The 13,238-nt window shown below is 54.5% G+C and carries 13 protein-coding genes and 1 tRNA gene; 12 read left to right on the top strand and 2 right to left on the bottom strand.

Annotated features, from left to right (window positions below; translation table 11 throughout):
• The first annotated feature begins 56 nt into the window (after positions 1 to 56).
• Complete coding sequence (locus tag O0S10_RS00140) at positions 57 to 1,079, top strand: ABC transporter substrate-binding protein (protein WP_268923855.1); 1,023 nt, start codon at positions 57 to 59, stop codon at positions 1,077 to 1,079.
• Here O0S10_RS00140 and amrS read toward each other — a convergent pair.
• A complete protein-coding gene (amrS, locus tag O0S10_RS00135; RefSeq protein WP_268923854.1) occupies positions 1,061 to 2,107 on the bottom strand; it encodes an AmmeMemoRadiSam system radical SAM enzyme in 1,047 nt (348 codons plus the stop codon). The two genes, O0S10_RS00140 and amrS, sit on opposite strands and share 19 nt — an antisense overlap.
• Before the next feature lie 190 nt (positions 2,108 to 2,297).
• On the opposite strand from amrS, the gene O0S10_RS00130 reads away from it, so the two are divergent.
• Entirely contained in the window at positions 2,298 to 3,533 is a 1,236-nt protein-coding gene (locus tag O0S10_RS00130; RefSeq protein ID WP_268923853.1) for an ornithine cyclodeaminase, nickel-pincer nucleotide-dependent, read from the top strand.
• On the opposite strand, the gene O0S10_RS00125 is transcribed toward O0S10_RS00130, so the two are convergent.
• A complete protein-coding gene (locus O0S10_RS00125) occupies positions 3,530 to 4,507 on the bottom strand; it encodes an archaeosine biosynthesis radical SAM protein RaSEA (RefSeq protein ID WP_268923852.1) in 978 nt (325 codons plus the stop codon). The two genes, O0S10_RS00130 and O0S10_RS00125, sit on opposite strands and share 4 nt — an antisense overlap.
• Positions 4,508 to 4,594: 87 nt before the next feature.
• Here O0S10_RS00125 and O0S10_RS00120 point away from each other — a divergent pair, with 87 nt between their 5' ends.
• From O0S10_RS00120 to O0S10_RS00075, 10 genes are all read left to right on the top strand, one after another.
• Positions 4,595 to 5,737, top strand: coding sequence for a hypothetical protein (locus O0S10_RS00120; RefSeq protein ID WP_268923851.1), 1,143 nt, complete (start codon positions 4,595 to 4,597; stop codon positions 5,735 to 5,737).
• A 53-nt stretch (positions 5,738 to 5,790) separates the two neighbouring features.
• Positions 5,791 to 5,874 (top strand) — tRNA-Ser (locus O0S10_RS00115).
• Between the two features lie 50 nt (positions 5,875 to 5,924).
• Entirely contained in the window at positions 5,925 to 6,167 is a 243-nt protein-coding gene (locus O0S10_RS00110; protein ID WP_268922465.1) for a HypC/HybG/HupF family hydrogenase formation chaperone, read from the top strand.
• Complete coding sequence (locus tag O0S10_RS00105) at positions 6,160 to 6,498, top strand: hydrogenase maturation nickel metallochaperone HypA/HybF (RefSeq protein ID WP_268923850.1); 339 nt, start codon at positions 6,160 to 6,162, stop codon at positions 6,496 to 6,498. Before O0S10_RS00110 ends, O0S10_RS00105 begins: the two co-directional genes overlap by 8 nt.
• 1 nt (position 6,499) lies before the next feature.
• A complete protein-coding gene (hypE, locus tag O0S10_RS00100) occupies positions 6,500 to 7,525 on the top strand; it encodes a hydrogenase expression/formation protein HypE (protein WP_268923849.1) in 1,026 nt (341 codons plus the stop codon).
• Position 7,526: 1 nt separating this feature from the next.
• Positions 7,527 to 8,813, top strand: a complete 1,287-nt coding sequence (gene pyrC / locus O0S10_RS00095) for a dihydroorotase (protein WP_268923848.1) — start codon at positions 7,527 to 7,529, stop codon at positions 8,811 to 8,813.
• Between the two features lie 259 nt (positions 8,814 to 9,072).
• Complete coding sequence (locus tag O0S10_RS00090; RefSeq protein WP_268923847.1) at positions 9,073 to 9,660, top strand: hypothetical protein; 588 nt, start codon at positions 9,073 to 9,075, stop codon at positions 9,658 to 9,660.
• Positions 9,661 to 9,778: 118 nt separating this feature from the next.
• Positions 9,779 to 11,293: a DNA primase DnaG gene (gene dnaG, locus O0S10_RS00085; protein ID WP_268923846.1), complete on the top strand. Its 1,515-nt coding sequence runs from the start codon at positions 9,779 to 9,781 to the stop codon at positions 11,291 to 11,293.
• 77 nt (positions 11,294 to 11,370) lie between these two features.
• Entirely contained in the window at positions 11,371 to 12,825 is a 1,455-nt protein-coding gene (locus tag O0S10_RS00080) for a cobyric acid synthase (protein WP_268923845.1), read from the top strand.
• A 20-nt stretch (positions 12,826 to 12,845) separates the two neighbouring features.
• The gene (locus O0S10_RS00075; protein ID WP_268923844.1) at positions 12,846 to 13,196 is read left to right on the top strand and encodes a type II secretion system protein E; all 351 of its coding nucleotides are present in this window, start codon (positions 12,846 to 12,848) and stop codon (positions 13,194 to 13,196) included.
• Positions 13,197 to 13,238: the final 42 nt, after the last annotated feature.

Below are 13,238 nucleotides of genomic sequence, written 5' to 3'. Positions count from 1 at the left end.
TGTTCTTCGTAACACTGAAATAGCGCGTCATACCACTACTACAAAGAGTGTGTACGATGAAACACTATTCCCTTCTTCTCCTCTGCCTCGTTGCAGCGGCAGCTGTTCTTTGTTCGGCAGGTTGTGTGACAACCGATGTGCCTGCCGGTGCGGTGGTGGTCAACCAGACAAACGGCGATGCATTCACGCTTGACCATACCGCGGAACGGATTGTTTTGATGAACTCAAACGCTGCGGAAATGTTGTATGTCATGGGTGCTGCCGATAAAGTGGTCGGGGTGTCGCAGTCGATTGCAGATCATGCCGAACTCGGCCCGCTCTTCCCGCATGCCGTGAGCGTTGGAAAATGGGATGTTCCCGATATCGAGACGATCAGTTCCCTGTCGCCGGATGTTGTGATTGCATTCTCCACCTCAAAACCACTGAACGCCGATGCTATTGAGGCGGCCGGAATTCCGATCTGCTATATCGACTGCTACAAACCGGTCACAATGGCGGCGGATGTTGCAGCCCTCGGAGTTCTTACCGGCAACTCCGCAAAAGCGGAGGAGTTTGCTGTCTTCTACACCGGAGTACTGGACTCGGTGACAAATGCAACCGCGGGTATTTCGTTCTCCCCGTCGGTGTACTGCGAAGGATACACGGACTACTCCGGTCAGGCAAAGGGGTCGGGGATGGATCTGCTGATGGAACATGCAGGCGGCAGAAATGTGCTCACGCAGGAAATGGGCGCAACATCCCCGAAGGTCTCGCCCGAGTGGCTGATTGCCGAGAATCCTGATGTGATGATCAAGGTGCTTTCGGTGAAAAATATGGAGAGCGCCGCAGATCAGTATGCCAAATTTACGGGCAGGGCCGGGTTTGCCAATCTGGATGCAGTGGCGGAGAACCGGACGTACCTGATCCGTAACGATATTGCCTACGGCCCCCGGACGTTTGCCGGAGCAGTGGCGGTGGCAAAGATGCTGCATCCCGAGGCTGCGGCGCATCTGAGTGTCCGGGCCGTTCTGGATGAGTACAATACGCGGTTTGGTCTGAACGTGTCTGCCGGAGAGGTTGTCTATCCGGCATTTGCATAATTTTTTTTGGAAAGGTATCTCCCCTGATCGTACCAAATCCCGTCAAACGGTCTCCCGCAGTTTTTACATTTTCCTGCGGAAATTCCCGGCATTTTTGTGACATACCCGGTTCGTATCAGCAGCCGTTCCCCGCATGCGGGACATCGTGTCTCCGAACCTGCCGCATGCATGATATTGCCGATATACGGATAGGCAATTCCGTGTTCTTTCGCCTGCACAAATATTCTGTCCAGCGTTTCTTTCGGAGTAGGGCGGGCGTTTTCCATCCGGTACATCGGCGAGAACCGGGTAAAGTGGTGCGGAGTGAGAGTTCCGAGATGTTCCGTCTCCCAGGAAAGCATTGCGTCAATCTCTTCGGGGCTGTCGTTGTATCCGGGGATGATCAGCGTCACCAGCTCCAGATGCAGACCGAGTTCCTTTGCCCGAAGAATCGTGTCAAGGACGGGAGCAAGATGCGCCCCGCAGACCGTCCGGTAAAATTCGTCGGTGAATGCTTTGAGGTCAATGCGGATTGCGCCAAGGTAAGGTGCAAGTTCCCGTAGCGCCTCTTCACTCATATAGCCGTTTGTGATAAACGCCGAGCCGAGACCGGCAGGTTTTGCCAGCCGGAGCACGTCCAGCGCATACTCAAAGGAGAGGGTCGGTTCGTTGTAGGTGAAGGAGATGCTCTTTGCCGGTGTCTTTTGGACTTCAGCGATCAAATCTTCGGGGGGAACCGCGGATGCGAACATGTCCCGTACCTGCGACAGAGTATAGTTCTGACAGTGGCGGCAGGTGAAGTTGCAGCCGTAGCTGCTGACGGAGAACGTCTGTGTTCCCGGAAGGTAATGATACAGCGGTTTTTTCTCGACTGGGTCCAGACCGGCGGCGGTAAGTTTTCCGTAGCTGTTTGCATACAGGGTGCCGGAGATGTTTTCCCGTACCCCGCAAAATCCCCGGTCCCCGCTCTCAATCCGGCAGTGCCGCGGACAAAGACGGCAGATGACCGCCTCATCCCCGGACGGCGAGAACAGCAGAGCTTCGTGCATACAGGAATATTATGGGGAGAACCTATATCAACGTCTGGGTACCCTCCGGAATTGACAGGAGTACCGCCACAGAATCAAAACAATTTCATGCGTACCGTAACTGTCGTGCACAGGACACCGATACAAACAGGAGATTGGGATACTGAGGTACGGCGAGATATTCATCTCTTTTCACGATCCATATATATTCATGAAATTCTCGCGGGAGATCGAACTAAGGGGTCATATCGTTGACTCAGGAATCCTTGCCAAAGTCATGGACTGCGTTGTCGAGTACAACGGAGATTTCGAGACCGAGGAGTTCAATCTCGGCAGACAGAAGACCGACCCGAGTTACGCACGCATGCAGATCTCCGCAGAGACGCCCGAACAGCTCACCAAGATCATCAGCGAACTGCGTCGTTTAGGTGTTCTTGTCACGGGAGAAGCAGAGGTAACGCTCCGGAACATTATCAAGGCGAAGGTTGCCCCGGAAGGATTCTACTCCACCACGAACCACCCGACCTACATTCACTATGACGGCGAATGGATTCCGGTAGAGAATATGAAGATGGACGCTCTTATCCGGGTTGATACCGTCAAACGAACTGCGACCTGTGCGGTACAGGGTAAACTTCTTCCCGGCGACTTTGTGGTTGTCGGGGAAGAAGGTGTTCGTGTGGACTTCCCGGAGCGGCCGCGTGAGATCGGTGTCTTCGAGTTTATGGGAGGCGACGTCTCCTCCGAACGGCCAAGCAAAACGATGATCCGCCAGATTGCAAAGGAACTTCTGCAGATCAAAGAGTCCGGCAGAAAAGTTGCGCTCGTGGGAGGGCCTGCAATCGTTCACACCGGCGCCGCAGATGCGGTGGCGGCGATGATCCGCGAGGGATACATCGATGTGCTGTTCGCCGGAAACGCACTTGCAACGCACGATCTTGAGTACAGTATCTTCGGGACGTCGCTTGGGATGGATCTGCGGAGCGGGGAGCTGGTCAGCGGCGGTCACCGTCATCATCTCTACACGATCAACAGGATCATGGATGCAGGTTCCATCTATGCCGCGGTGCAGACCGGGATGGTGAAAAGCGGCATTATGTATGAGTGTATCAAACACCATGTCCCGTTCGTTCTTGCCGGTTCCATCCGGGATGACGGGCCGCTGCCGGACGTTATTCAGAATGTCATTGAGGCACAGGACGCGATGCGAAAACACATCCCTGACCTTGGCATGGTCTTAATGGTTGCAACGCTTCTCCATTCCGTTGCGGTCGGCAATCTGCTTCCCTCACATGTCAAGACCATCTGTGTTGACATCAACCCGGCCTCTGTTACCAAACTCATGGACCGCGGAACATCGCAGGCAATCGGCATGGTCAGCGATGCGGGAACGTTTATGCCGCTGCTGCTTGATGAACTGCGGGAACTTGCAGAAAAAAAGAATTAATCTGTTAACGGCATGTTCCACGACGTTTCGTTGTCGAGAACATACTCCCATTCTTTTTTGCAGGAACATCCGGCGTCCCAGACCGCCTGAAGAACGTTTTTATCGGCAGTGAGCGAGTACGCATTGATCGCCGCAACAATCTCTTTGTCGCAGCTGCCGCAGTTGTGCGGCCCGCGACGGAATCCGCCGCCGACCGGGTCGCAGGCGACGCAGGCGTCTGCGTCCAGCAGCACCTTCACTGCCGACCACAGATACGGCGGGCGGAACGACCCCCGCTGCCAGTACTGCTCAAGTTCGGTTCTTCCCTGTACTGTACACAGGTTCATGGAGATCATATCCGCATACGGCGCAACCTCCGCAATCGACTTCTGCATATCCTCCATTGCCTCACGTTCGGTCAGGAACAGCGGCTTCATCATCAGATAGGCTTTCACGCCGACACCTGCTGCATGACAGATGTCTGCGGCACGGATGAAATCCGCAAAGGAAAATCCTTTGTCGATGGACTTCTCACGGACGGCATCATTCGTGGTCTCAAGACCCATGGCTACGGTCAGCGGGTGGGACTGGCCCTGATCCAGTGTGGACAAAAACCGTGAAAGAGCATCTTCGGTTACGTATTCGGCGCGTGACTCGGCGATTACAGGTTTTCCGGCAAACAGATGCCCGAAGGAGTCCAGCACCTCGCGGGGTACCTCGATTGGATCAAACACACTGCCGGAGGTAAAGATCTTGCCAAGTCCGTACTCATCAGCTGCGTAATTTTCCGAAATCCAGGCAATCTGGGCATTCATGTGCGCGATGAGTTCCTCACGCGAGCCGCAGGTACTGCGGTCGTTTTTATAGCCGCACATTCTGCAGCGGTTCCAGCTGCATCCGCCGGAGAGAAAAATACCGGTCAGAGACGGCAGAACTTCGCCAAAATATCTGTCCTGCCCTTTCCAGGATGCAAGCGGTTTTATTGGTGCTGACATGACTCTTATCTCATGGTATTGCTGGCATTATCTTAGTTTGGTTCTCAACGGCAAAGCCTATCTATATAGAAAATAACTAAGTAGATTATGAATAACGGTACGAGAAAAACAGGAATCCTTCTTCTCGCTGCCGGTCTGCTGGCTCTGCTGACTTGTGCAGGAGCTGTATCGGCGTACTCATTTGACTTCATCACGCCGGATGCCCAGACCGCCACGCTAAAAATGGGAGTGGGATCCCAGATTGTAGTTGACTGTGTTACCGACAATATCCCCGCCGGCGCCACGATGCGCATCGTGCTCGCAAAATCCGGTGGAAACTCTGTGGAATCGAAATCAGTTATTATCCAGTCCAACGGTCACTTCGGAACAACTTTTGAGACCTGGGAACTGGCCGGAGGCATGTACACGGTAACCGTTCAGGAACCGAAAGACTACCCGTTTGGCAGCAAACGCAACTGGTTCACCGTTCAGCTCGTGGATCGGACCGGGGAACTGACCAGTACCGCGCCCAGAGTCCAGTACTCCACCGAAGAAGTACAGGTCTCCGGTAAAGCCAGTGCAACCGGCGGCAGAGGAGTGGAACTGACGATGTATGAGGGAACCACCACCGACGGCAGGGTCGTGTACGGCCCGACCTGGGTCGGGACTGATGAAAACGGTCAGTTCTCCGAGAAGCTTCCGGCAACGGGTGCAGGAGTCTATCAGGTCGTTGTCAAAGACAAAGACGGCTACATTGGTCTTCTGACTTATACGCTGATGAGCGGAAGTGCAACCACCTCCGCAACCACAACCGTAACCCCGACCTCTGCCGGAAAAACGCTGACCGCAAACGCGGCTGCATCGACCGACAAGCCGGCATACTTCGCAGTGAAAACCGGAACCGGAACGTCAACCATTACTGCATTCCGCGGAACCGACTGGACGATTGAGTACACCGTCAACGGCGGATCGGTCACCCGTGTAAACGATAAGGATGAAAACTCCGATGAGACCATCACGATTACGGCAAGTGACGCAACCGTCCATCTGAAGGTCTATCCGACCAAAGAGGGTGCAAGCGGAACGGTCTATCTCAGTGCAAAGAATGTGATCTCGCTTGCCGAGGATCCCAAACTTGCCGACAGCTTCGGAACCGGTGCCGGACCCAATGCAACCCAGAGTCCTATCGGTGCTGTTGTGCCGGTCTTTGGCATTCTTGCCGCGGCTGCTCTGGTTCTTTCCCGGAGATAAGCCAACACAAATCTTTTTTTAGGCAGCATGCGTATTATCTGGTGGACTTTGATGCCGAGATAGTCTAGTCCGGAAAGGCGGTGGCCTTGAAAGCCTCTGGTGGTAACACCTCGGGAGTTCAAATCTCCCTCTCGGCGTATATCTCTTTTCGTTGTCTTTATCACTCTCCCTCACCAATATACCGTATATGTGCATAGCAGTTCCCGCAGAAATACTTGAAATACGCGATGGAAATGTGGCGCTCGTTGACTACGGGGATCTTCAGCAGGAGGTCAGGATCGATCTGGTTGATGTTGCAGTCGGCGAGTTCGTGCTGGTTCACGTGGGTTTTGCCATTCAGCGTCTCTCCCGTGAGGAGGGACTGGAGACCCGCGAACTGTTCAAGGAAGTCTATAAGGCGATGGAAGAGGGGCCGGAAAACCATGCATGAGTCGGGAATCGCATATGATATATATGCGACCTCCAAACGTGCAGCCGAGGACAATGGTGCGGTGAAGGTCAAAACCATCTACGTGGACGTCGGGTCGATGGCGATGGTGAATCCGGATCAGGTGGAGTTTATGTTCGGAACATTCGTCACCGATGATCCGATGTTTTCGGAGACGAAGCTGGTGTTCAATATAGTGCCGCCGGTTGCCGAGTGCGAGTGCGGGTATGCGGGGCCTGAGATTTTTGTGTGTCCGCAGTGCGGGAAACTGCCGCATCTGGTGCAGGGACGAGAAATTTTAGTGAAGAATATCGAGATCGACACGGAGGAGTAAGATGAAAAAGGATACAGAAGTCAATATGATGCACGGTGCGGGCGGCGAGGTCATGGGGGAGCTTCTCATGACGCTGACCGCATTCAAACACAATAACGCGGGCGGGATCGGTCTTGAGTCGCTGGACGACGGTTCAACCTTTGAGATCGGCGGAAAGACCGTTGTTCTCACGACCGACTCGCATGTGGTGAAGCCGATCTTTTTCCCGGGCGGCGACATCGGCCGGGTTGCGGTGTCGGGAACAATCAATGATCTTGCGGTAATGGGCGCACGACCGGTTGCACTGACCTGTGCGATGGTGATCGAGGAGGGATTCCCCATCTCCGATCTCGAAAAAATCGTGGCATCGATGGACGAGGCGCTCGGTGAAGCGGGAGCTGCAATCATCACCGGTGATACCAAAGTTGTGGAGAAGGGAAGTCTCGACGGTATTGTGATCAATACGGCGGGTGTCGGCGTCGTCGAGGAGGATTCGTATCTGATCCGCGACAAGGCGCTTGCACCGGGAGACAAGATCATCGTTTCCGGCACGCTCGGCGATCACGGGCTGGCAATTGTTGCCCACCGTGAGGGGTTCGATCTCGGCGATCAGCTGAAGTCGGATGTTGCCCCGCTGTACATGATGATTGCAGGAGCGGTAAAGGCCGCTCCCGCGGGTGCCGTTCATGCGATGAAGGACCCTACCCGCGGCGGGTTTGCAGCCTGCATCAATGAGATGGCACGCAAAGCCGGTGTGAAGGTTGTGGTGGATCAGGAGGCTGTGCCCATCCGCGAGAGTGTTGCATCCGCCGGCGGACTGCTTGGAATTGATCCCCTGCAGGTAGCAAACGAGGGCAAGTGCGTGATGGGCGTCGCCGCAGATGCGGCAGACGCGGTGCTTGCGGCTCTGCGCAGTCATCCGCTCGGAAAGAACGCGGCTATCATCGGTGAGGTCGTGGAAGGTTCGGGCGTGGTGATGCGGACGCGTATCGGCGGTGAGCGGTTCATCGAACCGCCGATGGGCGATCCGGTTCCACGGGTCTGCTGAGATGGCAGATCTGGTTCTGAAATCCGCAACACTGCCGGACGGCAGGGTTGCGGACATCAGCATCACCAACGGTGTTATTACGCATATCGGCAGTTCCGGAGCGGCGGAACAGACGATCGACTGCCGCGGCCGTCTCTGTGTTCCGGCGGCGATTGACGTGCATGTCCATATGCGGGATGGTCCGCAGGCGGCAAAGGAGGACTGGGAAACCGGAACAAAAGGAGCGGTCGCGGGCGGGGTTGCGGCGGTGGTGGATCAGCCGAATACGGTTCCGCCGATGGAAACGGTGGAGAATTTTGCTGCCCGGGTGCGGCGGGCGGGAGAGAAAAGTTTCTGTCACTATGCAGTGAACGGATCGGTGACGGAGTCTGCGGACCTTGCGGGTCTGTACCGCGCGGGCGCTCTTGCGTTCGGCGAGATGTTTGCCGCGCCGTCCAGTTACGGTTCTGCCCTGACACCGGAAGTAATCCGTTCCGCTCTGGCCATTCTTGCGGATCAGGGAGTCCTCACAACGGTGCATGCGGAAGAGGTGAAACCGGATGAGGTGAAACCGGGTGAGGTGCATACGCTCGCCGGGCATGCGGCATCCCGGCCTGTCTCCGGTGAGGCGGCGACGGTGGATCTGGTGAATTCCCTTGCTCCGGCGGATGCGAAGCTCCATTACTGTCACATGAGCGGGACAGCGTCGATTGCCCGCGTGATGATGCGGCAGAGGAACACCTTTGAGGTTGCACCACATCACCTGTTTCTTTCGTGGGAGGAGCACGACTGCGCCGATACGCGGTTCCGGATGAACCCCCCGCTGCGGACGAAGGCGGAACGGATGGATCTGTGGCGGATGTTTGATGCGATTCCGGTAATTGCCTCAGACCATGCACCGCATACGATTGCGGAAAAGGCGCAGGATTTTGCGTCGGCGCCGTCCGGGGTCCCGGGTGTTGAGACGATGCTGCCGCTTTTAATGAACGAGGTCTTTCTGGGACGAATTTCCCTTGCCGCAGTTTTGGAAAAGACGGTAACCAACCCGTGCCGGATCTTCGGACTGACGGCACCGGCAGTTGCGGTTGGCAGTCGTGCGGATCTCGCGGTGTATGCAGATGTGCCGGTAACGATTTCCGCAGAGAATCTGCACAGTAAATGCGGCTGGACACCGTATGAGGGTATGAACGGGCTGTTTCCGGAGACGACGGTCGTCGGAGGTACAGCGGTCTGGCACAAGGGCGAGTTTGTCCGGGGCAGAACGCTCTGGCTTGCCGGAAGAGGTAAGTCATCCGAAACCGAATACTAACGTGTGCCGACACACCGGCATGTGTTAGGCCCCCGGGTGACAGATACGCGGTCGCGGAGGATGATCCACGGGACAACACGGCATGCCACAGGCACCCCCCGTCCGGTCAAAGATCCATAAGGGACGGCAACAGCCACCGATGCATGGACTCGGTTAACGACGGGGGACATTCTCTTCTTATCTCCAATGTAGCCATCAGTACAGACAAAAATAGTTACCATAACTATTATGGGTGATGGGATGAGTAGTTTCATTTGTTATGTTGAGAAGGGATGCTGCAGTTTCTCCATCAATTGCTACCCTGCTTCTTGTCCTGCTCACAGTACTCATTGCTGCGATCCTTCTCCTTCTGTGCATGGGAATGATCAATTTTTCCCTGGACACGTATGAGCCGGTTCCGGAAATTATCGTAATACAAGAGATACATCACGAAAATATACAGGGTAAGATTACCTGGGCGGGTCGTCTCTACCTTATTCACAAAGGGAGAGAGGAGAAGCCGGTAGTGGAGATGAAAAACGGCAGATTTTCCTATGTGATCAAAGAGTACGATTCTATCATTCTTTCAGACCATTCTGCCGTTATCTACGTTAATGGAATCAGACAGCCCATCTTTATTAATACACTTCAGGGAAATGAATTCATTCCCACTCATCATTACGGGGTTGCAACACTTGCCGGAACCGGAGTCCGTGGTTATGAATGGATGGCAGGAGAGTGGGCCTGGATAGATGTGAAGGACGAAATGATCACCGCAAATAATGAGGTTACCCTCGAGATTGTTCGCAAATCAGATAATAAGGTGATCTCCAGATCTACGAAAACAGCACCAGATAGGTGGTGGTAATCACTATTCCTTACCTAAAACTTTGTGGTCGGATAGTTTATAAGCGTAAAGAGTACATATGGTATCTATCTATGGTTACCTCTTACATTACCCATTCCAACCATGGAGGCTTTCTTACATGTACTCACCTGACACTACAAAGTATCTTATTCACATTCACATCGAAACAGAGGGGGTGGTCGAAAAACCCGACGTAGTCGGGGCTATTTTCGGCCAGACCGAAGGATTATTAGGCGAAGATCTGGATTTGCGCGACCTGCAGCGAAGCGGCAGAGTCGGACGCATTGATGTGCAGATAACCAGCAAGTACGGAAAAACATCCGGCGAACTCTACATCGCATCCTCCCTTGACCGTGCGGAGACAGCAATTCTTGCAGCATCTCTGGAAACGATCGAGCGGGTCGGTCCCTGCGTATCGATGATCAAGGTGCAGGGAATTGAGGACCTGCGGGCGATCAAACGACGGCAGATTGTGGGCCGGGCAAAGGAGCTGCTGCTTGAGTCCTTTGATGATGTGGGAATCTCGACAAACGAAATTCTTGCAGAGGTCCGTGAGTCGATACGGGTGGAAAAGGTTTCATCCATCGGCGAGGAACGGCTTCCGGCAGGTCCGAACGTGCTGGACTCGGATGCCATCATTATTGTTGAGGGACGGGCGGATGTGCTGAATCTGCTGAAGTGCGGAATCAAAAACACTGTTGCCGTGGAAGGAACAAAAGTTCCCCAGATTGTTGCAGACCTCAGCATCAAAAAGAATGCGACGGTGTTTGTGGACGGCGACCGGGGAGGAGATCTGATTCTCCGCGAACTGCTGCAGGTTGCAGATATTGATTATGTTGCCTTCTCTCCCCGCGGGAGAAGCGTGGAGGATATGTCCCGCAAGGAGATTGTGAAATCCCTGCGGAACAAGATTCCGGCAGATGTTCTGCGTGCGCAGCTTATGCGGGACGGGGAGATTGCGGATCTTGTGCAGGAACTGGAGCAGGAACATACTGATACAACTGCAGAGACCATGCCGCCTGCGGAGATAACAGTACCAATTTCTGTACCGGTCCCTTTGGATGAACCGGCGGTACCGGTTTCAGCAGTCATTCCTGAAGAAGTCCCCCAGATATCGCCTGAACCAGTGCAGGTAGAGAGTCTGTCTCCGGCAAAGACAGTCCGGACGCGAAAACCCGCGGAAACACCGGTTCCCAAACAGGAATCGAACACGGAACCGCCGGTTCATGAAGTGAGGGAGGGGGAGGTTCCGCTTGCAGCGGTTGCAACCATCACCGGCCTGGTTGAACGCACAGCGATCGAGACACCTCCGGTTGCCGCTGCAGAAGAAACGCTGCAACCGGTTCTGGTTGCAGAACCACGGACGATTGCCGAACATGCCGACTGGATGCGTCAGACCGGCAGGGCGCGGGTGCTGACCGGTGAGGGGACAATCTATGGTGACTACTCACTGTCCGAGATGCATGACATTCTGCCGAAACTGAAAGGAGATTTTGCCGGAATTATCATTGATGAGACGATAAACCAGCAGTTTGTGGATACCGCAGCGGAAATCGGGATGAAGTTTGTCGTTGCCAAAAGTTTTGAGGGAATCGTCCGCCGTCCGGTCTCCATCCGGATGATTTCTTTATAAATTTCCTTTTTCGATCTGAAAGACCGACATCTGCAAACAAGCATTCTTATTTTACTGCACAACAATACGGGTACTTCATGTCTCTGATGGTTCTCGGAACCTCCTCCCATGCAGGAAAAAGTTCCATTACGGCTGGTATCTGCCGGATACTGAGCGACCGCGGCATTCCGGTCGCACCGTTTAAGGCACAGAACATGAGCCTGAACTCGTATATCACTGAAGAGGGAGCAGAGATCGGTATCGCCCAGGCGACACAGGCGTTTGCGGCACGGGCACGACCGGTGGCCGAGATGAATCCGGTTCTTCTCAAACCAAAGGGAAACTCGGTTTCGCAGGTTGTGCTGCTCGGCAAACCCTGGAAGGATACAAAGATCGGGGACTACTATACGGAGACGGAGTTTCTGCTGGATGAGGCGGTTGCAGCCTACGACCTGCTGAAGGCCGAGTACACGAATATTATTGTGGAGGGGGCAGGCGGTGCTGCCGAGGTGAACCTGTACGACCGTGATATTGCAAATATTTTACTTGCAAAGCGGTTGAAGATCCCGATTATTCTGGTTGCGGATATTGAACGGGGCGGTGTGTTTGCGCAGGTATATGGGACGATTGCGCTTCTGCCGGATGATGTCAGACCGCTCGTAAAAGGGATTGTGATTAACAAGTTCCGCGGAGATGCGGAGCTGTTTGTGTCAGGCAGAAAAATTCTTGAGGAGCTGACCGGCGTTCCTGTTCTGGGAATTGTTCCGTGGAAGAAACTCAATATTCCTGAAGAGGATTCGCTGTCGCTCGGCGACAAGGTCCCTGCCGTGCGGGAGATTCGGATTGCGGTTATCCGCTATCCGCACATTGCAAACTTTACGGACTTTTCCCTGCTTGAGGAGGCGGCATCGGTTGAGTATGTCCAGCCGGGAACGGAGCTTGATTCCTATGATGCGGTGATTCTTCCCGGTACAAAGAATACGGTGAGTGATCTTGCATGCCTCCGGGAGTCCGGAGCGGCGGAACAGATACGTGCCTACGCAAAGACAAACCGGCCGGTGATCGGTATCTGCGGCGGGTATCAGATGATGGGCGAGTCGATCTTTGACAATGCGGTTGAGGGCGATGTGGTTGCAGAGTATGAGGGCCTCGGACTTCTACCAGTGCAGACGCGGTTCGACCGCTACGATAAGGTCACCCGGCAGGTGAAGCGGGTATCGTCCGGGTTCGGGCCGGTTCTGTCACGTGTGGAAGGTGCGGCAGGTTATGAGATCCATTCGGGACTGAGTACCGTTTCCGGCAGGACGGCGTTTGCGGATGAAGGGGCGGTTGATGCAAGCGGGCTTGTTTTCGGGACATATATGCACGGGCTGTTTGCAAACGCCGGAATGGTTGATGCACTGGCCGGTTACCTTGCGGAACAGAAGGGTATTTCCTATACACCGGTGAGTGAAGCAGGCGATCCGTATGCGGCTCTTGCCCGGCATCTGGAGAGCTGTCTGGAGGTGGACCGGATTCTCACGCTCGCAACGGATAACTACATGAGGGAATGACACCTATCTAAAGGGTAGAGATGGCACTCAGGTTATCATTCACGCTCGATCCCGAGTTATCGGAGCGCATCGATCTGTTTGCGAAGAAACAGGATCTTGACCGCAACGAGGCGCTGCTCCGGCTGATTGAGTCGGGGTTGTTTCAGGCGGAGCAGAAAGGGGAGATGCCGCCTGCGCCCAAACGCGATTTCAAGGAGCTTGTGCGGATGCAGAAGAATGTGGATCTGCTTTTGCACAGCATGGAGGAGGTAAAAAAGGAGGTGCGGGTGATGCATCATATGATCGATCTGGAGGAGAAGCGCGAGGCTGAGGGGAAATCCGCGACAAAACCTGCCGGGAAGTGGTGGGGCCGGCTGGACTTTACCAAATAGTCTGAGGCGGGTATTTCAGGCAGCCCCGATGCATCTCATGAT

Source organism: Methanocorpusculum petauri, from assembly GCF_026891975.1.
Taxonomy (GTDB): Archaea; Halobacteriota; Methanomicrobia; order Methanomicrobiales; family Methanocorpusculaceae; genus Methanocorpusculum; species Methanocorpusculum petauri.
The sequence above is the reverse complement of the archived record's forward strand: the minus strand, read 5'-3'. Positions and strand labels throughout refer to the sequence as shown.